General features: G+C 53.4%; 23 protein-coding genes. 15 read left to right on the top strand and 8 right to left on the bottom strand.

The window, feature by feature from the left end; translation table 11 throughout:
• Positions 1–153 precede the first annotated feature (153 nt).
• A complete protein-coding gene (locus LGT44_RS09030; RefSeq protein WP_145469338.1) occupies positions 154–927 on the bottom strand; it encodes a ferredoxin--NADP reductase in 774 nt (257 codons plus the stop codon).
• Between the two features lie 143 nt (positions 928–1,070).
• On the opposite strand from LGT44_RS09030, the gene LGT44_RS09025 reads away from it, so the two are divergent.
• The 3 genes from LGT44_RS09025 to LGT44_RS09015 are packed head-to-tail and all read left to right on the top strand — an operon-like array spanning position 1,071 to position 3,013.
• The gene (locus LGT44_RS09025; protein WP_145469337.1) at positions 1,071–1,973 is read left to right on the top strand and encodes a LysR family transcriptional regulator; all 903 of its coding nucleotides are present in this window, start codon (positions 1,071–1,073) and stop codon (positions 1,971–1,973) included.
• 34 nt (positions 1,974–2,007) lie between these two features.
• Positions 2,008–2,517, top strand: a complete 510-nt coding sequence (locus LGT44_RS09020; RefSeq protein ID WP_230330702.1) for a YgjP-like metallopeptidase domain-containing protein — start codon at positions 2,008–2,010, stop codon at positions 2,515–2,517.
• A 52-nt stretch (positions 2,518–2,569) separates the two neighbouring features.
• Positions 2,570–3,013 (top strand): nucleoside deaminase, encoded by a 444-nt coding sequence (locus LGT44_RS09015; RefSeq protein ID WP_230330703.1) that lies wholly within the window; start codon positions 2,570–2,572, stop codon positions 3,011–3,013.
• 13 nt (positions 3,014–3,026) lie between these two features.
• Here the strand turns inward: LGT44_RS09015 and LGT44_RS09010 are convergent, their stop codons facing one another.
• The 3 genes from LGT44_RS09010 to LGT44_RS09000 all read right to left on the bottom strand — a co-directional run bounded on the left by LGT44_RS09010 (position 3,027) and on the right by LGT44_RS09000 (position 5,909).
• On the bottom strand, positions 3,027–3,815 hold the full coding sequence (locus LGT44_RS09010; RefSeq protein WP_186435933.1) for a sulfite exporter TauE/SafE family protein: 789 nt from the start codon (positions 3,813–3,815) through the stop codon (positions 3,027–3,029).
• Positions 3,816–5,294 (bottom strand): amidase, encoded by a 1,479-nt coding sequence (locus LGT44_RS09005; RefSeq protein WP_230330704.1) that lies wholly within the window; start codon positions 5,292–5,294, stop codon positions 3,816–3,818. It lies immediately after the preceding gene.
• A 66-nt stretch (positions 5,295–5,360) separates the two neighbouring features.
• Entirely contained in the window at positions 5,361–5,909 is a 549-nt protein-coding gene (locus LGT44_RS09000; protein ID WP_230330705.1) for an SLATT domain-containing protein, read from the bottom strand.
• Positions 5,910–6,117: 208 nt separating this feature from the next.
• Here LGT44_RS09000 and LGT44_RS08995 point away from each other — a divergent pair, with 208 nt between their 5' ends.
• Positions 6,118–6,993 (top strand): substrate-binding periplasmic protein, encoded by an 876-nt coding sequence (locus LGT44_RS08995; protein WP_230330706.1) that lies wholly within the window; start codon positions 6,118–6,120, stop codon positions 6,991–6,993.
• On the opposite strand, the gene LGT44_RS20265 is transcribed toward LGT44_RS08995, so the two are convergent.
• Complete coding sequence (locus LGT44_RS20265; protein WP_145469331.1) at positions 6,918–7,196, bottom strand: cysteine-rich CWC family protein; 279 nt, start codon at positions 7,194–7,196, stop codon at positions 6,918–6,920. The genes LGT44_RS08995 and LGT44_RS20265 overlap by 76 nt on opposite strands.
• A 64-nt stretch (positions 7,197–7,260) precedes the next feature.
• Here LGT44_RS20265 and LGT44_RS08990 point away from each other — a divergent pair, with 64 nt between their 5' ends.
• Positions 7,261–8,319, top strand: coding sequence for an FUSC family protein (locus LGT44_RS08990; RefSeq protein ID WP_230330707.1), 1,059 nt, complete (start codon positions 7,261–7,263; stop codon positions 8,317–8,319).
• Here the strand turns inward: LGT44_RS08990 and LGT44_RS08985 are convergent.
• The 3 genes from LGT44_RS08985 to LGT44_RS08975 form a co-directional block, all read right to left on the bottom strand.
• Positions 8,310–8,510 (bottom strand): hypothetical protein, encoded by a 201-nt coding sequence (locus LGT44_RS08985; RefSeq protein ID WP_230330708.1) that lies wholly within the window; start codon positions 8,508–8,510, stop codon positions 8,310–8,312. The two genes, LGT44_RS08990 and LGT44_RS08985, sit on opposite strands and share 10 nt — an antisense overlap.
• Before the next feature lie 222 nt (positions 8,511–8,732).
• Entirely contained in the window at positions 8,733–9,953 is a 1,221-nt protein-coding gene (locus LGT44_RS08980; protein WP_145469329.1) for an argininosuccinate synthase, read from the bottom strand.
• Positions 9,954–10,127: 174 nt separating this feature from the next.
• On the bottom strand, positions 10,128–11,060 hold the full coding sequence (locus tag LGT44_RS08975; protein WP_225691648.1) for a flagellar protein MotY: 933 nt from the start codon (positions 11,058–11,060) through the stop codon (positions 10,128–10,130).
• 128 nt (positions 11,061–11,188) lie between these two features.
• On the opposite strand from LGT44_RS08975, the gene pyrC reads away from it, so the two are divergent.
• From pyrC to LGT44_RS08925, 10 genes are all read left to right on the top strand, one after another.
• Positions 11,189–12,226, top strand: coding sequence for a dihydroorotase (gene pyrC / locus LGT44_RS08970; protein ID WP_230330709.1), 1,038 nt, complete (start codon positions 11,189–11,191; stop codon positions 12,224–12,226).
• 32 nt (positions 12,227–12,258) lie between these two features.
• Positions 12,259–12,891 carry a ribonuclease T gene (gene rnt, locus LGT44_RS08965; RefSeq protein ID WP_222428575.1) on the top strand — a complete coding sequence of 211 codons (633 nt, stop codon included), beginning with the start codon at positions 12,259–12,261 and terminating at the stop codon, positions 12,889–12,891.
• A 17-nt stretch (positions 12,892–12,908) separates the two neighbouring features.
• Positions 12,909–13,280 carry a YacL family protein gene (locus LGT44_RS08960; RefSeq protein ID WP_230330710.1) on the top strand — a complete coding sequence of 124 codons (372 nt, stop codon included), beginning with the start codon at positions 12,909–12,911 and terminating at the stop codon, positions 13,278–13,280.
• Positions 13,281–13,634: 354 nt separating this feature from the next.
• Positions 13,635–15,827, top strand: a complete 2,193-nt coding sequence (gene katG, locus LGT44_RS08955) for a catalase/peroxidase HPI (protein ID WP_230330711.1) — start codon at positions 13,635–13,637, stop codon at positions 15,825–15,827.
• A 112-nt stretch (positions 15,828–15,939) separates the two neighbouring features.
• Positions 15,940–16,326, top strand: a complete 387-nt coding sequence (locus tag LGT44_RS08950) for a hypothetical protein (protein WP_230330712.1) — start codon at positions 15,940–15,942, stop codon at positions 16,324–16,326.
• Positions 16,327–17,177: 851 nt separating this feature from the next.
• Positions 17,178–17,447 carry a barstar family protein gene (locus LGT44_RS08945; RefSeq protein WP_230330713.1) on the top strand — a complete coding sequence of 90 codons (270 nt, stop codon included), beginning with the start codon at positions 17,178–17,180 and terminating at the stop codon, positions 17,445–17,447.
• Positions 17,448–17,566: 119 nt separating this feature from the next.
• Positions 17,567–17,929, top strand: coding sequence for a DUF2750 domain-containing protein (locus LGT44_RS08940; protein ID WP_230330714.1), 363 nt, complete (start codon positions 17,567–17,569; stop codon positions 17,927–17,929).
• An 87-nt stretch (positions 17,930–18,016) separates the two neighbouring features.
• The gene (locus tag LGT44_RS08935) at positions 18,017–18,397 is read left to right on the top strand and encodes a HEAT repeat domain-containing protein (protein WP_230330715.1); all 381 of its coding nucleotides are present in this window, start codon (positions 18,017–18,019) and stop codon (positions 18,395–18,397) included.
• An 87-nt stretch (positions 18,398–18,484) separates the two neighbouring features.
• Positions 18,485–18,859: a hypothetical protein gene (locus tag LGT44_RS08930; RefSeq protein ID WP_230330716.1), complete on the top strand. Its 375-nt coding sequence runs from the start codon at positions 18,485–18,487 to the stop codon at positions 18,857–18,859.
• Positions 18,860–19,256: 397 nt separating this feature from the next.
• The gene (locus LGT44_RS08925) at positions 19,257–19,571 is read left to right on the top strand and encodes a hypothetical protein (RefSeq protein ID WP_230331568.1); all 315 of its coding nucleotides are present in this window, start codon (positions 19,257–19,259) and stop codon (positions 19,569–19,571) included.
• Positions 19,572–19,776: the final 205 nt, after the last annotated feature.

The following is a 19,776-nucleotide window of genomic DNA, read 5'->3' as shown; positions in this document are numbered from 1 at the left end:
AGTCAATAACGGGCCTGTTTAATGAGTGTCGACAGGCCCTAATAAAAAAGCCCACCCGTTCTCTGTTCTGACGGGCCAAGATTCCGGCAGAACAGAGAACGGGCGGGCTTACCCGCTTGCCGCTATGACGGCGAATTCATTGGCAACAGCGCCTTACTTTTCGACGAAGGCGCGCTCAATCACATAATGCCCCGGCTTACCGCCACGTGCTTCTTCAAAGCCCATGTCATCGAGAATTCTGGTCAAATCATCCAGCATCGCCGGGCTGCCGCACAGCATAAAGCGGTCGGTTTCCGGATTCAGATCGGCCAGGCCGATATCACGGGTCAGCTTGCCACTGGTCAGCGCATCGGTCAGGCGACCGTTATTACGGAACGGCTCACGAGTAACCGTTGGGTAATAGATCAGTTTTTCGCGCACCACATCACCAAAATATTCGTTATTCGGCAGTTCATGTTCAATACGCTGCTGATACGCCAGCTCAGATACCCAACGCACGCCGTGGGTCAGAATCACTTTGTCGTACTGCTCGTACACATCCAGATCTTTGATGATGCTCATAAAAGGCGCCAACCCCGTGCCGGTGCTCAGCAGATAGAGGTTTTTACCGGGCAGCAGGTTATCGGTAATCAGTGTGCCCACCGGCTTGGTACCCACCAGAATTTCATCGCCAACCTGCAGCTTTTGCAGGTGAGAGGTCAGCGGGCCGTCCTGCACTTTGATGGAGAAAAACTCCATCTCTTCTTCATAGTTAGCGCTGGCAATGCTGTAAGCACGCAGCAGTGGCTTATCTTCCACTTCCAGACCAATCATCGTGAAATGACCATTCTTGAAACGCAGCCCCTGATTACGGGTGGTGGTAAAGCTGAACAGGGTTTCATTCCAGTGATGCACACTGGTAACAGTTTCGCGGATCAGATTGCTCATAATGGCTGGTTCCTGGCGGCCAATTTAACTTGTCAGGCAGAGTAACCCACGGCAGACTATCGGCAAATCAAGTTATCTGAATAACTTTATTCGGTTTTACCGAATAACAACCCGATGCCGGCTCCGGCATCTCCGAGGCCGCCATGCGTTACACCCTGCGTCAGCTGCAAGTGTTTATTGCCATTGCCCACCACCAGAACCTGACCCGCGCCGCCGATGAACTGGCGATGTCGCAGAGTGCCGCCAGCAGCGCGTTAAAAGACTTTGAGCATCAGTTTGCCGTGCAGCTGTTTGACCGTGTCGGCAAGCGTCTGCAGCTGAACGAACAGGGCCGGCTGGTACGTCCACGGGCCGAAGCCTTGCTGGCTCAGGCGCAGGATTTCGAACAGATACTGCTGCGCCATGCCGAAGCCGGGCCGCTGAATGTTGGCGCCACGCTGTCCATCGGTAATTATCTGGCGGTGGGTTTAATGGCGAAATATATGGCCGAACACCCGGATGCACCGGTGCGGCTGGATGTGGCCAACACCCGCCAGATTGCCGACAAAGTGCTGAACTACGAGCTGGACATCGGCCTGATTGAAGGCGAGCTGAATCATCCGGAACTGGAAATGATTCCCTGGCATAACGACGAACTGGCGGTGTTCTGCCACCCCGACGACGAGCTGGCGCATAAGCAACAACAGCAGGGCCATATCGATGACAGCGACTTACTCGCCGCCCGCTGGATTCTGCGCGAAAGCGGCTCCGGCACCCGTCAGGCCTTTGACCGCGCCCTGCACGGCTTGCTGCCCGACCTCAACATCACCCTTGAGTTACAGCACACCGAAGCCATTAAGCGTGCGGTGGAAGCGCGGCTCGGTATCGGCTGTCTGTCGCAGATTACCCTCACTGATGCTTTCCGCCGTGGCAGCCTGGTGCATTTAACCGCCCCGCAACGCGACTTCAGCCGCCAGTTGTATATGATTGTGCACCGCCAGAAATACCGCAGCGCCGGTATTCAGGCCTGGATTGAGCTGTGCCGTAACCATGCCCTCAATCCCTGAGGCACGTCGTTAACCAGGTAACGAACAGGAACCCATGAAACAACGCCAGATAAACTATCTCAACGGCTACAGCCCCGATCTGCAATGCCAGGCCGCCGAGTTACTGGAGGCCGGTAAACTCGGTCCGTTGCTGCAGAAAAAATATCCGCACAGTCACAGCCTGAATAACGAACGCGCGCTGTACGATTACACCATGGCGTTAAAAAACGACCACCTGCGCAGTTCTCCGCCGCTGAGCAAAGTGATTTACGACGACAAAATTCACGTGATTAATCACGCCCTCGGACTGCACACCTTTGTCTCGCGGGTGCAGGGCAGCAAGCTGAAAGCCAAGCACGAAATCCGCGTGTCCACCCTGTTCCGTCAGGTGCCGGAGGCTTTTTTACGCATGATCCTGGTACACGAACTGGCGCACCTGCGCGAGAAAGAACACAACAAAGCCTTCTACAAACTGTGCTGCTATATGGAACCGGATTACCACCAGCTGGAATTCGACCTGCGCTTATACTTAAGCCACCGCGAACGTTTCGGCGATCTCTGGTAGCCCAATAAAAACGGCAACCGGCCAAAGCAAAAACAGGCAAAGGGACAAACCTATGAACGATCAGCAAGCGATGCAGGCCGCACTGGAAGAAGCACGTAAAGGACTGGCCGAAGGCGGCATTCCCATCGGCTCGGTTCTGGTTAAAGGCGGGCAGATTATCGGTCGCGGCCATAACCGCCGGGTACAACAGAACAGCGTGGTGTTACACGCCGAGATGGATTGTCTGGAAAACGCCGGACGCTTAACCGCCGCCGACTACCGCGAATGCACGCTCTACTCCACCCTATCCCCCTGCGATATGTGCAGTGGCGCCGCGTTGCTGTATGGCATCCCGCGGGTGGTGATCGGCGAAAACGTTACCTTTATGGGCGCCGAGGCCCATATGCGCGAGCGCGGTGTCAGCCTGACCGTACTCAACGATGCGGAATGCATTGAACTGATGCGCGGCTTTATTGCAGATCAGCCAACATTATGGAACGAAGATATCGGCGTCTGAGTGCAGCGGCTTGTCAGCCCTGATACCAGACCCAGATCAGCCGTAACGCCAACAGCGTCAGCACCCAACGGAACAAGGTGCGGAACAAGGCTTCCGGAATCCTGCCCATCAGTTTCAGACCGGCACGGGTACCCAGATAACCGGCCAGCACCATCAGCAGCAGTAATGGCAGCCACTGGCTGAAGGCGAAACCGGCAAAGCCAAATACCACGACTTTTAATAGATGCTGCACGCTCATGCTGGTCGAAAAATTGGCCGTGTACTGCCAGCGGTCACCATCGCTGCGTCCCAGCCAGGCCGACACCAAAGGCCCCGTGGCTCCGACCAGCATGGTCGCCAGCGTCGTCAGCCAGCCTCCTGCAAACAACCCCAGAGGATGCTCCCCAAGCCCAACCGGCGGCACTTTGCCCCAACTCAGCCAGAGAATAAACAGACCGATAAACAGCGGAATAACACCAGGGTCCAGGCGCCCGCTCAACCAGTGCAAAGCCAGTACGGATAACACCACGGCCAGTAAAGCGCCGGCTAAAAACCAACCGACCTTAGGCCATTGAGTATGCCGCCGGGCCAGCCAGGCACGGGAACCGTTAGAGCCCAGCTGCACCATGCCGTGCAGCGGAATCAGTGCCAGCGGCGGCACAATACCGGCCATTACCGTAATCAGAAATGCCCCGCCGCCAACACCCAGTGCCGCTGTCAGCAACGAACCGAGAAAGCTGCACAGCAATAAGGTCAGCAACGCCGGTACCGACAACCCGGCAAAGAGTACAGTCAGCAGGCTGCCATCCTCCCCTGCCGGCATTCAGCTAAGCCACGGCGGCGCACGGAAATCCATACCCGCCTGTTCCAGCAGCCGGGCAAACTCAATGGTCGTGCGGTCATCGTAGCGGCGCCCCAGAATCTGAATGCCAACCGGCAGACCGGCGGCGGTCTGGCCCACAGGAGCGCTGGTCGCGGGCAGCCCCATCAGGGTGGCCGGAGCAATCCACATAAACATATCGGAGTAGTTACGCTGCCCGCCATTCACATCCAGTTTGCGCACCTGAATCGGGACATCCTGTAAATGGCGGAAGGCCGCCGTCATCGCCACCGGCGTCAGCACCACATCGTATTGGTCAAACAGCTTGCTGAACGACTCGGTCAGGCGATGACGCTCTTCGCTGCGCTTTACCCAGTCAGCATGGCTCTGCCCCATGCCCAGCAAAAATTCATCACCGTATGCCCCGCTTTTCATCCAGCGGCCAAAGCGTTTGGCCATGCCGCCCATCAGACGCATCATGCGCCGCTGGCCGGGCTTCATGCCGGACCCCAGCACCGAGCCCAGCAGGCTCATATACACCGGAAAGAAGCGGCTCAGTGAGATTCCTTCAGGAGCGCCGTACGTCACTTTCGCGCCCGCTTGCTGCAGTTGCTGATACAGACCGTCATACACCGGCTTCAGGGTTTCATCCAGCGGACAGAGCGGATCATCCAGCCACAGCAACACGCGGAAATCCTGTAGCTGCTTAGCCCGTGGCGCCGGCAGATTGAGTGACCAGTGCTCCGACATCAGAGGGCCGGGGGCGGCCACCACCTGCAGTGCCAGATCCAGATCTTCGGCACTGCGAGCCAGCGGACCGGGAACCGCCAGATCCGGTTCACTCAGCATGCCCGGCGGCCCAGGAATATGGCCACGGCTGGAAACAATGCCGTAGGTAACTTTATGGCCGAACACACCACAGAAATGCGCCGGTGTACGGATCGAGCCACCAATATCTGAGCCCAGCTCCAGTGCGGTAAAGCCCGCAGCCAGCGCTGCTGCGGCACCGCCGGACGAGCCACCTGGCGTACGGCTTTCATCCCAGGGGTTATTGGTCGAGCCGTACACCTTGTTGTAACTCTGAATATCGCCGGCATAGAGCGGCACATTGGTTTTACCGAAAATAATGGCGCCGGCATCCAGCAGGCGCTGCACCGCAAAGGCATTACTGTCCGGCCGATGTCCGGCCAGTGCCGGTGCGCCGGCCACACAGGGCATCCCCTGCACTTCGAAGGTATCTTTGATGGTGATCGGCAGACCGTGCAGCGGTCCCCAGGACACACCTTCACGGCGCGCATTATCAGCCTCATCGGCACGGCGGAACGCGGCGTCAAAAGCGGTGGCGACCACCGCATTAAGCTGCGGGTTATAGCGTTCGATCCGCTGGCGGTAATATTCGAGTAAATCGCGGCTGCTCAGTTGTCCGGCGGCCATTGCCGCCAGTAAGCGGGTCGCACTCTGATAAGCCCATTCAGTTGGCATGCTGTCGTCCTTATTATTATGTGGATTCCGATTCCGGCAACAGAGCGGCAGCCGGGATGACTAGCGCTATTTTGCCCGTGTCAGCAAACGCTGGCGGGCATATTCATACTCACGTGGTGACACAATAAACATCTCGGCCCGCTCGTTAATCTCGGCATATTCCTTATTCAGCCGGCGCAGTTCCACAGCCAGTTGCTGCAGATTCATCAGTTCATCATCGTACAATGCCAGCAGACGCTCACACTCACGCGCCAGCTCCAGATAATCGTTACCAACTTCACGATGACCGGCGCAGTTTTTCTTAAAATCAAAAAAAGTCTGCACACCGCCCAGAGCGGCCGCCAGTAATGCCAGACCGGCACTGAGCCATTTGCCCCAGTCCGGTAACTCGGCCTGTAACAGAGCAAAAAATACCGACCCCAGAATCAGATTAATAATCACCACCGGGACACCACAGAGAATGTGCAGGTTACGGCGCTTCAGCGATGCGTAAAAGTGGCTGTTCTTACCCAGCTGGGCGTTAAGGCGCAAACTGTCAATCAACTTCAAGGTTGACGGGATTTCAGCCACCGGGCCGGCGTCCGGATATAAAGTCTGGGGAGATGAATTGGTCATACCAGGCATCCTGCGTGGACATCAGAACAAAGAATCTGAGCAATAAATTGCAACAATAAGGCCGGACTATAACAGCGCGCAGAGCCGCTCCCAAGCCGGGCCCGTTAAATTAGTGTGAACCGTTCCAGAGCTTGATGAGTAAAATCTTTTCAAGCCCCGGACACAGGACTATTCTGTATACAATGCTTATACAAAAGAGGCCAAGGACTTGGTTAAGCAATCTTACAAAGTAACATCCCCCTTCCGACAGATCAGTGCCAGCCGCCGTATCATGCTTTGTCTGGCCCTGTATTTACTGTCTCCGCAGCTGCTTGCCTCAGCACAGCCGGAAGCCCAGGTTAAAGTCGGGATCTATCCCTATCCTCCCTATGTTGAACAGAATGAGCAGGGAGAATATGAGGGCATCGCCATCAGCCTTATTCAGCTGCTTAATGAGCACCAGAGTCATTATCAGTTTGTACCTGTGCCCATCTCACCCAAGCGCCGTTATCAGGCCTTTACCATGGGCGATTATGACGTCATCTTTTTTGAGAACCCGGCCTGGGGCTGGCAGGGTATTCCCATAGAAATTTCCCGCCCCTATCAGACTGACGGTGAAGTCTATGTGGCACTGGCCGAACAAGGCCGCGACCAGCAATATTTTGCCGACCTCTCAGATAAGCGCATGATCGGCATTCTCGGTTTTCATTACGGCTTCGCCGCCTTTAATGCCGACGAACAGTTTCTGCGGCAGAATTTTCAGATGATTTTGTCCTGGACCAACGAAAAAAATCTGTCATTGCTGCGTGAGCGGCATGGCGATATTGCGGTCATGAGCAAAGCATTTCTGCATCGTTTTTTTAAAGATAACCCCGGCGCGCGTGAAGAATTTCTGGTATCGGATCGTTATGACCAGCGCTATCAGCACTCCGCTCTGATCCGTCCTGGTTTTATGCCCGGCGCAAAAGAAATCAACCAACTGATGGATGAACTGAAAAGCAACGGTAAGCTGCTGGAATTATTCCGCCCTTATGGTATCCGCGAGTGTTCTGAAATCAGTCTCGATGCACAACCCGGACAAATGCAGGACGTCTGCCTGGAATAATTTTCTGGCAGATCAGCCTGCTGGTGCAGCAATTTACTGAGACTGACTTCCGTCTGAAAACACCAGCAAGCCGATGGCTCTGTTTGTGCTGCAACCGCACACTGGTTAAGCCCGCCGCAGAGCGGACAACGCTGCTCATCTGCACCCTCTGAACAGTTTTCCGCCTGCTGAACGCTGGTATGATTGTCCCCTGAAGACGACATAAAACCTCTGTAAGCCAATACCTCATCGCCGTATCATAGTCCTTTGCATGCTCAGGTTGAATCTATGCCGCCCTCGCCACAGCGTTCCTCACGCTGGTCCATCATAAAACAGGAAATACATGCCCTGCTGCACCTTAATCCGACCACCCGTCCGTGGCATTTACCCTTGCTGGTCGCGTGTTGTTCGGCACTGCCTGCATTAGCGGGTGTACTGTATGGCGATATAAAATCCGGCATTCTCGGCTGTGTTGGTGCGCTGGTGATTCTGTATCTGCCCGCCGCCGGATTGCGTCGCCGTCTGCTGACACTGCTGGCCTGCAGCCTTGGTTTTCAGCTCAGTTTTTTACTCGCCAGCATCAGCTCAGGTCCTCTGAGTGCTGCCCTGATGCTGCTGTTGATAACCATGGTCAGTACCTTTCTGACACGCTGGCTAAGCATGCCACCACCAGGAAGTTTCTTTTTTATTCTGGTTGCCGCGCTGGCAAGCGTTCTGCCTCATGAAACGGAACAGATTTCACATAGACTGTTGCTGGTTGGCCTCGGCAGCGCGGGAGCCTGTATTCTTGCCCTGCTGTACAGTCTGCTGTTGCCAGCAGAAACAACACCACCAGTCAGCACCGTTGCCCCGGCACGCCGGATACTGGCCGAAGCCACGGTTATCGCCGTCTTTGTTGCAGCGTCATCGTTATTAGCCAACGCGCTACAGCTGCATAATCCGTACTGGGTCCCCATTTCCTGCGCCGCGATTATTCAGGGCGCCAACTTTCGTTTGGTATGGCAACGGAAAATACACCGCGTCGTCGGCACCGCACTGGGATTGGGCATCGCATGGCTGATTTTTGCCTTGCAGCCCAACGGCTGGATGCTGGTGCTGATTATTGGTTTGCTGAGTTTTTCGATTGAAGTTCTGGTGGTGCGTAATTACGGCATTGCCATGCTCTTTATTACGCCATTAACACTGCTTTTTGCCGAAGTAACGGCGCTGCAAAGTCCGCTGGATACCCTTATGCTGGCGCGTTTCAGCGATATCTTACTGGGTAGTCTGATTGGTCTTATTGGTGGCTGGCTGATTCACCACCCACGTTATCTGGGTCGTATCAGCGCACAGCATAATCAGGATTGATGATCCTTTTTCACCGCCATTTCCGGTTGAACTAAGTACATTTCTTCCGGAGGGTGAAAATACACATTCGCCGTGCAGCCGCTCAGCCACCCCAGCATGACCGCCAGAAATATCCGCCGCTGAAAATTATAAATAACAGGTTGAGAAAAATACGTCCGTAACTGTGCTATTCCGCTGAAAAATACCGGCATCGTTATCCCTAACAAGCAGTCATTTCATGATATGCAGGCCATCATCAATAAGGCGCTACGCTAAAAATAAACGTATCAGTCTGACCATCAGCAAACAAGGGATTTATTGCGACATAAAATCGCCAGCAGCATGCAGAAGTGTTCTGAAAACAGCTTCAAAAAAGCCCATAAAAAAACCCGCCGTAGCGGGTTCTTTTTTTGCGAAAAGCAACAGCGCCGGAATTAATCCAGGAAGCTGCGGCCTTTTTTCGCAGCCGTGCGCAGACGCAGAGCGTTCAGCTTAATAAAGCCGGCCGCATCTTTCTGGTCGTAAGCACCGGCATCGTCTTCGAAAGTGGCGATTTTTTCATCGAACAGAGTGTCTTCTGAACGACGGCCAACCACAATCACGTTGCCTTTATACAGTTTTACGCGCACATCACCGTTCACAACTTTCTGGGTTTCGTCGATAGCCGCCTGCAGCATTTTACGCTCAGGGCTCCACCAGTAACCGTTGTAGATCAGCTTGGCGTAACGTGGCATCAGTTCGTCTTTCAGGTGCGCCGCTTCACGATCCAGAGTGATGGATTCGATCGCACGGTGTGCTTTCAGCAGTACGGTACCGGCCGGAGTTTCGTAGCAACCACGGGCTTTCATGCCCACGTAACGGTTTTCTACGATATCCACACGACCCACACCGTGAGCACCGGCCAGCTTGTTCAGCTCTTCCATAATGGTGGCCGGTGATTTTTCCACGCCATCGATGGCAACCGGGTCACCGTTTTTGAAGCTGATGGTGAGGTAAGCCGCTTCGTCCGGAGCATTTTCCGGAGACACAGACCACAGCCACATATCTTCTTCCGGCTCGTTCCATGGATCTTCCAGGATGTCACCTTCGTAAGAGATGTGCAGCAGGTTAGCGTCCATAGAATACGGAGATTTCTTACCGGCTTTTTTCTCAACTTTAATGTCGTGCTTGTCGCAGTACGCCATCAGGGTTTCACGGGAAGTCAGATCCCATTCACGCCATGGAGCAATCACTTTTACGCCTGGTTTCAGGGCGTAGGCGCCCAGTTCGAAACGCACCTGGTCGTTACCTTTACCGGTTGCACCGTGGGCAATGGCATCAGCGCCGGTGGCGTTGGCAATTTCGATCAGACGCTTGGCGATCAGCGGACGGGCAATCGAGGTACCCAGCAGGTATTCGCCTTCGTAAATGGTGTTGGCGCGGAACATCGGGAATACGAAGTCACGGGCAAACTCTTCACGCAGGTCGTCGATGAAGATTTCTTTGATACCCAGAGCTTCAGCCTTGGCGCGTGCCGGTTCAACTTCTTCGCCCTGGCCCAGGTCAGCAGTAAAGGTTACGACTTCACATTTGTATTCTTCTTGCAGCCATTTGGCGATCACGGACGTATCCAGACCACCGGAATAGGCCAGCACCACTTTCTTGATGTCTGACATGGGTATTCTCCAGGATGATGATTGGCCGCACAGGGGGCAAACAGCCCGTACCGGCGGATAGCAATAATGAAAGGGGCGGTATTGTACTGATTGTGCACGGGATAGCCAACAGGCGCCCCAAAGAGGACTAAGAAAGAAGGTGAAGAAAGAGCTGCAAAGAAAGCGCGGCGAGTATCAGTCGCCGCTGGCGGTGGTCTGGGTGCGGACTTTCGGTTTAAACAGCAGATTATCCGGGATAGGCATATCCTCCCGCTGCTCGATGCGGATGGTCACACGGCGGTTCTCGGCGCGTCCTGCAGCGGTTTTATTGCTGGCAACCGGGTAACGGTCACCATGAAAACGGGTAGTCACCATCTCCGGATCGATGCCCTGCTTGATAAAGTAACGTTCCACATCCTCAACCCGCGCCTTGGACGTCTGGCGGTTATCGTAACGGCGGCCAACGTTGTCAGAATGACCATCCAGATACACGGCAAAAATGCGCGGATCATGCTTTATGTAAAAAATAATGCGGTCGAGAATTTTCATATCGGGGGCATCGATCTGCTCTTCACCACTGGCAAACAGCACCTTCGAGCGCGCCACCTGCCGGTAATTAACCGGTAACAGCTGTTTTACACACTCCAGATAATCCAGATAAAACTGCGGAAACGACACCGCCGACAGGTGCACTTTTACAAAGCGGTTCTGATCGTAATAGGTTTTGTGGCTGATGGCAGGCCATTTGCCTTCCAGCAAGGCATGCAGAAACTGATTGGTGCGGGTGGCGTCCAGACTCAGATTCGGCGTGTCTTTTACAATCCGCGCCACACCCAGATCTTCGCTTTTTACTCCCGGCTGCCAGGGCGGCGGCAGAATACTGACCCGTGCCTGGCTGTACGACATCAGGTTCTTCAGGGTTTCGAGCTGAAAAGTAACGTCCTCGCCGGCCTCGTGATAGAACACCGCGCGGCCATACCCGGCCAGCGTCTGCTCAAAACGGCACTCAAATACCGAACCACTGACCGACCAATCGGTGGTTTCAATGTCACCGCCGTAGTCCAGCGCCGCATCCGCCTGGCAGAAAGCGCTGAGCAACATGCAGCTTAAGGCAATTAGTTTGTGCATAGACATCCGGTTGAGGCTGTTAAATTCGGGGCTGTTCCTGAGTTATCGGCCAATTCCGAGAAAAATTAAGCGGTTAAAGGCTGCTTTCGGTACAATGCCCCATCAATTTTAGCTGAAGGTTGAAGAGCATGACTGACCGTTTGACCATTACCCGCCCCGACGACTGGCACCTGCACGTACGCGATGGCGCCGTGCTGCAACATACCGTGCCTGCCACCGCCCGGGTGATGGGCCGCGCCATCATCATGCCAAACCTGCAGCCACCGGTGATGAATGCCGAACAGGCACTGGAATACCGCGACCGCATCCTGTCACGCGTACCGCAGGGTCTGACATTTAACCCTCTTATGGTGCTGTACTTAACCGACAATACCACCCCGGAAATGATTGCTGAAGCCAAGGCAGCCGGTAACATTGTAGCCGTTAAGCTGTATCCGGCCGGAGCGACCACTAACTCCGCTTCCGGTGTTACCGATCTCGGCAAGCTCGATGATATCGCCGCTGCGCTGGCCGAAAACGGCATGCCGCTGCTGGTGCACGGTGAAGTCACCCAGAACCACATCGACATCTTTGACCGCGAAAAAGAATTCCTCGACACCATTCTGGCACCGCTGGTCAGCCGTCATCCAACCTTAAAGGTGGTGGTCGAACACATCACCACCAAAGACGCCGCTGAATTCGTACAGAGCCAGGGCAGCAACGTTGCCGCCACCATCACCGTGCAGCATCTGGCCTACAACCGTAATCACATGCTGGTTGGCGGAATTAAGCCGCACTTCTACTGCCTGCCGATTCTGAAGCGCAATATTCACCAGCAGGCGCTGCAGGATGTGGTCGCCAGCGGCAACAGCAAATTCTTCCTCGGCACCGACAGTGCGCCACACGCCAAGGGCACCAAAGAAAATGCCTGTGGTTGTGCCGGTTGCTTCACCGCCTACGCCGCCATTGAGCTGTATGCCGAAATCTTCGAAGACCTCGGTGCGCTGGATAAACTGGAAGGCTTTGCCAGCCATTACGGCCCGGACTTCTACGGCCTGGCGCGTAACAGCGACGAAATTACCCTGATCAAACAAGACTGGCAGGCGCCGGTCGAGCTGCCATTTGGCAGTGATGTTATTGTGCCGCTGCGTGCCGGCGAAACCCTGCGCTGGAAACTGGAGTACTGAGGGTGAGTGAAGAGAAACAGGAAAAAACCATGATGGCACAGCGCTTCCGCGGATTTTTACCCGTGGTTGTCGATGTTGAAACCGGCGGCTTCGATGCCGAAACCGACGCCCTGCTGGAAATCGCCATGGTCACACTGCGCATGGATGAGGATGGCTATCTGCATCCGAATGAAACCCTGAGCGCCAATATTCATCCCTTTGATGGTGCCAACCTGCAGCAGGAAGCCCTCGATTTTACCGGCATCGATCCGTTCGACCCCGAACGCGATGCCGAATTTGAGATCGACGCCCTGACCGCCATGTTCCAGACCGTACGCCGCGAGATCAAAGCCAACGGCTGTAACCGCGCCGTACTGGTCGGCCATAACGCCCACTTCGATCATGGTTTCCTGCGTGCCGCCGTCGCCCGCAACGATATCAAGCGCGATCCGTTCCACCCGTTTTCGTCCTTCGATACCGCCTCCATTGCCGCACTCGCCCTCGGTCATACCGTGTTGGCCAAGTCGTGCAAAATGGCCGGCATCGATTTTGACAACAGCGCTGCGCACAGTGCCGCTTACGACACTTACAAAACCGCCGAACTGTTCTGCTTTATTATCAATCGCTACAAAGATCTGGGCGGCTGGCCATTGGCTGGCGCCGACCTGAGTGACGACAACGACTGACCACACGAAGACCCTTTATGGATTACCGTTTTTTCTACAATGAACGCCAGCTGCCCTGCGCACGCCTGTCGATGGACCACGAAGCCTTTGGCCTCTGGCTCACCGACGAACTGGGTGCCGATACCGAGCAGCTGAGCCGTCTGTTGCAGGCCATTAGCAGCCTGGAACAGGGCCAACAGAGTGAATTTCAGTGGCAGGGGCGCGATTTCTTACTGCGTCTGACCCGTGACGACGCCGAGGTGATTGCCCTGGTACTGCTGCAGGATCATTCACTGGAGGAGCTGGAAGGCGAAGATCTGGAGTTTTACGACGCCGAATCCTTTGCTGCCTGTGGCCTCGACGACTTTAAAGAACTGCTCAGCGAATGGCAGGAGTTCCTGCTCGACTGAGCGTTATCGGCCTGCCCCATCCGGGGCAGGTGTTTTATCTGCGGCTGTCGCTGTTGTGTTTACCTGACCCGGCACATTACCAACCGCGTAACAGATTTCAGCCCCCCCCTACCGACAAACCAGCCTGACTCCCTCAACCTGCAGCCCTCAATCTCCTTCGACGGCTTAACGATAGTCAGTAATCCTTGCTTTTAAAAAATTCGATAGCTTTTGACTAAGAAACGTATTGCCACAACTAATTCGGCAAGCGTGCGCTTCTCCCCTAGTCTGTATCTGTACAGTCACTACCGGCACAGACTTCCACAACCTTCCACAATGGGAGCGCCGGCCAACCGGTCAATCAAGGAGATACTTATGAGTAACAGTAATCAGGGAAAGCCAGCAGGCACCTGCCCGGTCATGCATGGTGGTAACACCACGTCCGGCAACGACAATATGGCCTGGTGGCCCAACGCACTGAATCTGGACATCCTCCATCAGCACGACAGCAAGACCAATCCTCTGGGCGACGATTTCAACTACGCCGAAGAATTCAAGAAACTCGATCTCGAAGCACTGAAGAGCGACCTGAAAGCCCTGATGACCGACAGCCAGGACTGGTGGCCAGCCGACTGGGGCCATTACGGCGGTCTGATGATCCGCATGGCCTGGCACAGCGCCGGCTCTTACCGCACAACCGATGGCCGCGGTGGTTCCAACACCGGTAACCAGCGTTTTGCACCGCTAAACAGCTGGCCGGATAACGGCAACCTCGACAAAGCCCGTCGCCTGTTATGGCCACTGAAAAAGAAATACGGCAACAAGATTTCCTGGGCCGACCTGATGATTCTTGCCGGTAATATGGCCTATGAATCCATGGGCTTTAAAACCTTCGGTTTTGCCGGTGGCCGTGAAGACATCTGGCATCCGGAAAAAGACACCTACTGGGGTTCAGAAAAAGAATGGCTGGCACCAAGCGGCAGCGAAGGAACAAGGTACAGCGGTCAGCGCGATTTAGAGAACCCACTCGCCGCCGTGATGATGGGCCTGATCTATGTAAACCCGGAAGGCGTGGATGGTAACCCCGATCCGCTGAAAACCGCTCAGGATATGCGCGTCACCTTCGAGCGTATGGCCATGAACGATGAAGAAACCGTTGCCTTAACCGCCGGTGGCCACACCGTGGGTAAAGCACACGGCAATGGCGATGCCGCCAACCTTGGGCCTGCCCCGGAAGGCGCCGACGTTGACGAACAGGGCCTCGGCTGGAACAACCACAAAGGCCGCGGTATTGGCCGCGATACCGTCACCAGCGGTATCGAAGGTGCCTGGACCAGCAAGCCAACCCAATGGGATAACGGCTACTTCGACCTGCTGTTTAAATACGACTGGGAGCTGACCAAAAGCCCGGCCGGTGCGCACCAGTATCAGCCGGTGAACATTGCCGAAGAAGATATGCCCGTGGATGTCGAAGATCCGTCTATCCGCCGTATGCCGATGATGACTGACGCCGATATGGCGCTGAAGGTCGACCCGGAATACCGCAAAATAGCCGAGCGTTTCCGTAACGATCAGGCCTACTTCGAAGACGTGTTTGCCCGCGCCTGGTTCAAACTGACCCACCGCGATTTAGGCCCGAAAAGCCGCTACCTCGGCGCCGACGTACCGGCCGAAGACCTGATCTGGCAAGACCCGGTTCCGGCGGTGAACTACACCCTGAGCGATGCCGAAGTGGCCGACATTAAAGCCAAAATTCTGGCCTCTGGTCTGAGCGTATCCGAGCTGGTTGCCAGCGCCTGGGACAGCGCCCGCACCTTCCGTGGTTCCGATTACCGTGGTGGGGCTAACGGCGGCCGCATCCGCCTGGCGCCGCAAAAAGACTGGGAAGGCAACGAACCTGCGCGCCTGCAGAAAGTACTCAAAGTGCTGGAAGGCATTCAGGCCGGTTTAAGCAAACCCGTCAGCATGGCCGACCTGATTGTACTGGGCGGCAGCGCCGCGGTTGAAAAAGCCGCCAAAGACGGTGGCGTGAATATCGTTGTGCCGTTCGCACCGGGCCGTGGTGATGCCACCGACGAGATGACCGACGCGGCATCCTTCGAACCGCTGGAACCGATCCACGATGGTTTCCGCAACTGGGTGAAAAAAGACTACACGGTTATGCCGGAAGAACTGCTGCTCGACCGTGCACAACTGATGGGGCTTACCGCCGTAGAAATGACCGCACTGGTCGGCGGTATGCGCGTACTCGGCACCAACCACGGCGGCAGCAAGCATGGTGTGTTCACCGCTAAAGAAGGCGTATTAAGCAACGACTTCTTTGTGAACCTCACCGACATGGCCTACAGCTGGAAGCCAACGGGTAAAAACTCCTACAACATCGTTGAGCGTAAAAGCGGCGATGTAAAATGGACTGCAACCCGTGTTGATCTGGTGTTTGGTTCTAACTCCATCCTGCGCTCCTACGCCGAGGTGTACGCACAGGACGATAACAAAGAGAAGTTTGTAAAAGACTTTGTTAAAGCCTGGGTGAAGGTCATGAATGCAGATCGTTATGATCTGAAATAATGGCTGCTGCCTTTGCTGGCAGCTTCTAACTGAAGTCAGGTGGTGTTGAAATCTGGTTCAGTCAGCTGCTGGCAATAATAAAAAAACTCCGGGTTATGCCCGGAGTTTTTTTATGGCTGTTTATGTTGATGGAGAGTACGGCGGCTGTAGAGTCGACGGCTGCAATGTTGACGGCTGTGGGGTCGACGGCTGTAGTTGCGACGTTCAGTCGCAATATCCGGTTTTTGTGGCCACTCGCGGGCTGGCTTTTTTAGTCTCTTTGAGGCCTTTGCGGGGCAAGCCCCCTGCGCCCCAACTTGGGGATCTGCGCGCTCGCCGTGCATCCATGCCCGACGGATCAGAAAAATCATCGTTCGTTGCGGCGGGCCACGTGCGCATTAATCGTTACGCGAAGCCTGTTTTCATTCCATGTTTTTATGGGCTTGGAAAGCTGCGTGTTGTTCATTTTGAAGTGCGGTTTCGCGTTATGGTTTTATGCGCCTGCAGGACGCCGGTTTGAATAATGCTGCGCCGGTACGTCCCGGCAGGATGCCGGGCGAGCGAATAGGGCCATGGATGGCCCATTATTCGCGTTACCGAGACCGCAGGATTATTCCGAGCGGATAAAGTCCTGCACAGCGCGAAGCGGGGAGTTTGCCCGACCGGCGTGAGGGATAAGCCCCCTCAAAGAGGTTATAGGGCCGGGCGGCAGCCCAAAAAGCCAGCTCGCGCAGCGGCTACTCAACAGTAATGACAAGACCACGATAGTGAACAATTGTCGTCATTTGCCACTTGTAACCATTTTTATCAATTATTGAACCCAACCCCGAACTTCAGTACTCTCGAACCAACGCAGGGATGCCACCATATCGTACGAACACACCGTCCGGACACACGCCCTCCCCGCTTACAATCCCGAATGATAAAACCACGCGATTCCTGACCTGCGTTTATAAGGACGGGCGGCAGCGTGTCTGGAATACAAGCATCACCTGAGCGATTTTCACTGCCGGAAAAGCATTGAAAATTACCAGAAAAAAATAATGTACAAACAACCAGTATATTTTGCTGTTTGCGGAATCTGATGCGCGTTTACGCTCAGGTAGCAAAACGCGCATGCGCAGATTGACACCTTCGGACCAGAAAGAATGGAAGAAAATCAATCACTTAAGATTCTGCGAAAAGTGATAACGCGCAAAATGTAAAGAACGCTTCAGGGTAAAAGCGTGCCTGCGCGTTTATATCCTGACAAGAAATAAAATAACGATGATTTTTACAGCCCGGACAATGGGTTAGGTTGGAAATCTGAATAATGGCTTAGGTGTGTTAATGAGCATGCCTACGAATAAACTGTTATAGCGCAAGGGAATTATGCAGATAGATTTGAGTACAATTAAAACGGAAGAACAGCTACATGTTCTTTTGTCGTCAGCATTATCTTTCCCTGATTTTTATGGTCACAATTGGGATGCGTTTTGGGATTCAATTACGGGTTTAATTGAGTTGCCAGCAAATATAGAATTTACGGGTTCTCAAAAGTTTCGGTTAGCTCTACCAGGTTCATACCAGCAACTTCAAACCTGCTTCACCGACTTAAAAATTGAGTACCCAAATATAAATTGCAGTGTGGTTTGGAGCTAATGCGCTATAACAAGCGCATCAAAAATGGACGTCTAAAGCTTGGCTGGCGCTCATTCTTCGCTAATATTAGCCAAGCTTTATCCGCCAATTATGCGGGCGTTATGTGAAAAGGAGTTTGCGTGGGTCAATCAGCATCACAAGCTGCAGCGTTTTATAAAGATGTTGCACGAAGCGGCACCCTTTGGACCTGCAGGGATGATCAGGGCGCGCCAGCTCCATTGAAGTCAGATGGTCGTAGAGCGATGCCTTTCTGGTCTACCAGGAGCCGTGTCGAAAAGATCATAAAGATGGTTCCCGCTTATTCGATCTTTACTCCACTGGAGTTGACGTGGGATGAGTTTGTGTCCGACTGGGCTCCAGGTTTGAATAAGGACGAGATATTAATCGGGATAAACTGGAGCGGGGCCAATGCTACAGGCTACGATCTCGAAGCGGATGATGTAATAGCAAATGTTAGTTATCAACGCTCGTCAAACACATAACAAGCCGCTGAAACACGTTCCTGCCGCAAAATGCGCGGCCTCCACTGGACTCGCTAACGCTCGCCGTTTAGCGGGGCGTTATGCCCTATGATTAAAGAATTAAGCGCAGAAGACTGTAAAAAGTGTATCGGTTATCTTTTGGATAAATCTGAAGATGCAAATACTCGAGTTGCTGCAGCCGAAAGCCTAATGTACTGCATTGGACAAGCTCCAAAAGATGCCCTTTTTAAAGTTCTAATGGATGACTCTGAACCAGATTATATGCGAGAAGAAGCTGCTGGCTCCCTTGGGACTCTGTGGGCTGAATCAGAGATTGAATATGAGCGCCTTATCCAAATCCAGCCACCACTTTTGGACGAGGTTCTATGTGACTTTGATTTGTATAATTTAAAGCTAAATAAATTTAAGCTAGGCAAGTCACTTAATTTATTTATGGAGCGCTATGTTGGTCGCAAGTTTATGGCATAACAAGCGTATGTTGTCGGACTGGTTTTCCGCTGCGCTCCAAACCAGCCGCAAATACGGGCGTTATATTGCCAAAGGGAATTCAGCGATTTGAACCATTACTCATTCGTTGCCATGTATTGTTTTGATGTTATCTTTCTGAACGATCTAGAACAGCGTTTCGGACACCAGGAAACTGTTACTCTTAATAGCTTTGATGAGTTATCGAAACTGCTCGATTTTTTCTCTGTCAGCGTTTCCGATAATGTCATGCCAAAGGTGGATGAGGTGGATTGCAGTTGGCTATTGGTTGGCGTGCCACAGCCAAAGGACATCGCAGACTTCGATGCCTTCTATGAGCAATGGTTAGCGCAAACAGGCAGAGACAACAATATGGATGAGTATGGGCAATTAATTTGTCTCAACGGCCTTTTTGAAAAATTCTCGCGGGCCAGCATTATGGTGGTGCTGAGTGAGGCAATATAACAAGTCAAGCAATTGCGTTCAGGCCGTTGGAAAGCACGGCCTCTGCGGGACTGGCTACGCCAGCCCATTCTTGAAGCGTTATGTGTCAGTCTAATAAGTGAGTACAGTGAACGATAAAGTAAATGAAAACCCTGAGTGGGTTACTCGTGGAAAGACAATCAAGCAGCTAATTAAAGAGCTGCAAACATTCGAGAACCAAGATCTCGAAGTTAAGGTGTCTACTGACGGTGGTGAGACATTTAAGTGTATTAGTCTGGTCGGTAAACACCATGATAATGGCACACCAATATGTGGGCTAAATAATTGTGAGTAAACACATAACAAGCAAAGGCAGCATCGTTCTGCGGTCTGGACGCGCTAACGCGCGCCGCTGCTTTGGGCGTTATATGCCGTGAGTATGACTTCGATTAAAGTGATGACCGATTACCATTGCTTTCCTTTGTGGCACTATGGAGCTGATGAAGTAGGTGAGATTGACCCAACATCATTGCCAATTTCAAAAGAGCTATCTTCGTCGCTGATGGAGTGGGCGGCAGAATATGATGCAACTTTAAATGAAGATGATCCCGCTAGCTCAGGTTTCTTGTCATCTTTGGCAGAAGCCGATTTTATTGAGAAAGGCCTCAAGTTGGCTCAAGAACTCAAATCTGTGCTTGTAAACGTTGAGGTTTATTATTATCACGAAGGAATGGGGCGAGATGTTTGCATATAACAAGTTGCCTAAGTTCGCCGCAAAAGGCGCGACTGGGACAAATACTCACTGGGCTTTGCCCAACAACGTTCGCATTTTCCCCTTGGCAAAGCGTTATGCTTCTTGATGGATCTGGGAGAGAAAATGAATAAAGTAACATTAGTCATTCTTATTATTCTGCTACAAGCTTGTCAGAATGAGGGGAAACAGAATAGTGAGAACATGG

The organism is Thalassolituus alkanivorans (assembly GCF_020447205.1).
In the GTDB taxonomy this organism is placed as follows: domain Bacteria; phylum Pseudomonadota; class Gammaproteobacteria; order Pseudomonadales; family Oceanobacteraceae; genus Venatoribacter; species Venatoribacter alkanivorans.
The sequence above is the reverse complement of the archived record's forward strand: the minus strand, read 5'-3'. Positions and strand labels throughout refer to the sequence as shown.

Bases quoted from the DNA above. Each gene is read 5' to 3' on its own strand.
- LGT44_RS09020 (WP_230330702.1), top strand. From the start codon at position 2,008: ATGAAACAACGCCAGATAAACTATCTCAACGGCTACAGCCCCGATCTG.
- LGT44_RS09025 (WP_145469337.1), top strand. From the start codon at position 1,071: ATGCGTTACACCCTGCGTCAGCTGCAAGTGTTTATTGCCATTGCCCAC.
- LGT44_RS08980 (WP_145469329.1), bottom strand. From the start codon at position 9,953: ATGTCAGACATCAAGAAAGTGGTGCTGGCCTATTCCGGTGGTCTGGAT.
- pyrC (WP_230330709.1), top strand. From the start codon at position 11,189: ATGACTGACCGTTTGACCATTACCCGCCCCGACGACTGGCACCTGCAC.
- LGT44_RS08950 (WP_230330712.1), top strand. From the start codon at position 15,940: ATGGCTGTTTATGTTGATGGAGAGTACGGCGGCTGTAGAGTCGACGGC.
- katG (WP_230330711.1), top strand. From the start codon at position 13,635: ATGAGTAACAGTAATCAGGGAAAGCCAGCAGGCACCTGCCCGGTCATG.
- LGT44_RS08925 (WP_230331568.1), top strand. From the start codon at position 19,257: ATGACTTCGATTAAAGTGATGACCGATTACCATTGCTTTCCTTTGTGG.
- LGT44_RS08985 (WP_230330708.1), bottom strand. From the start codon at position 8,510: ATGCCGGTATTTTTCAGCGGAATAGCACAGTTACGGACGTATTTTTCT.
- LGT44_RS08945 (WP_230330713.1), top strand. From the start codon at position 17,178: ATGCAGATAGATTTGAGTACAATTAAAACGGAAGAACAGCTACATGTT.
- LGT44_RS09005 (WP_230330704.1), bottom strand. From the start codon at position 5,294: ATGCCAACTGAATGGGCTTATCAGAGTGCGACCCGCTTACTGGCGGCA.
- LGT44_RS09000 (WP_230330705.1), bottom strand. From the start codon at position 5,909: ATGACCAATTCATCTCCCCAGACTTTATATCCGGACGCCGGCCCGGTG.
- LGT44_RS08935 (WP_230330715.1), top strand. From the start codon at position 18,017: ATGATTAAAGAATTAAGCGCAGAAGACTGTAAAAAGTGTATCGGTTAT.
- LGT44_RS08960 (WP_230330710.1), top strand. From the start codon at position 12,909: ATGGATTACCGTTTTTTCTACAATGAACGCCAGCTGCCCTGCGCACGC.
- LGT44_RS08990 (WP_230330707.1), top strand. From the start codon at position 7,261: ATGCCGCCCTCGCCACAGCGTTCCTCACGCTGGTCCATCATAAAACAG.
- rnt (WP_222428575.1), top strand. From the start codon at position 12,259: ATGGCACAGCGCTTCCGCGGATTTTTACCCGTGGTTGTCGATGTTGAA.
- LGT44_RS09015 (WP_230330703.1), top strand. From the start codon at position 2,570: ATGAACGATCAGCAAGCGATGCAGGCCGCACTGGAAGAAGCACGTAAA.
- LGT44_RS08975 (WP_225691648.1), bottom strand. From the start codon at position 11,060: ATGCACAAACTAATTGCCTTAAGCTGCATGTTGCTCAGCGCTTTCTGC.
- LGT44_RS09030 (WP_145469338.1), bottom strand. From the start codon at position 927: ATGAGCAATCTGATCCGCGAAACTGTTACCAGTGTGCATCACTGGAAT.
- LGT44_RS09010 (WP_186435933.1), bottom strand. From the start codon at position 3,815: ATGCCGGCAGGGGAGGATGGCAGCCTGCTGACTGTACTCTTTGCCGGG.
- LGT44_RS20265 (WP_145469331.1), bottom strand. From the start codon at position 7,196: ATGTCGTCTTCAGGGGACAATCATACCAGCGTTCAGCAGGCGGAAAAC.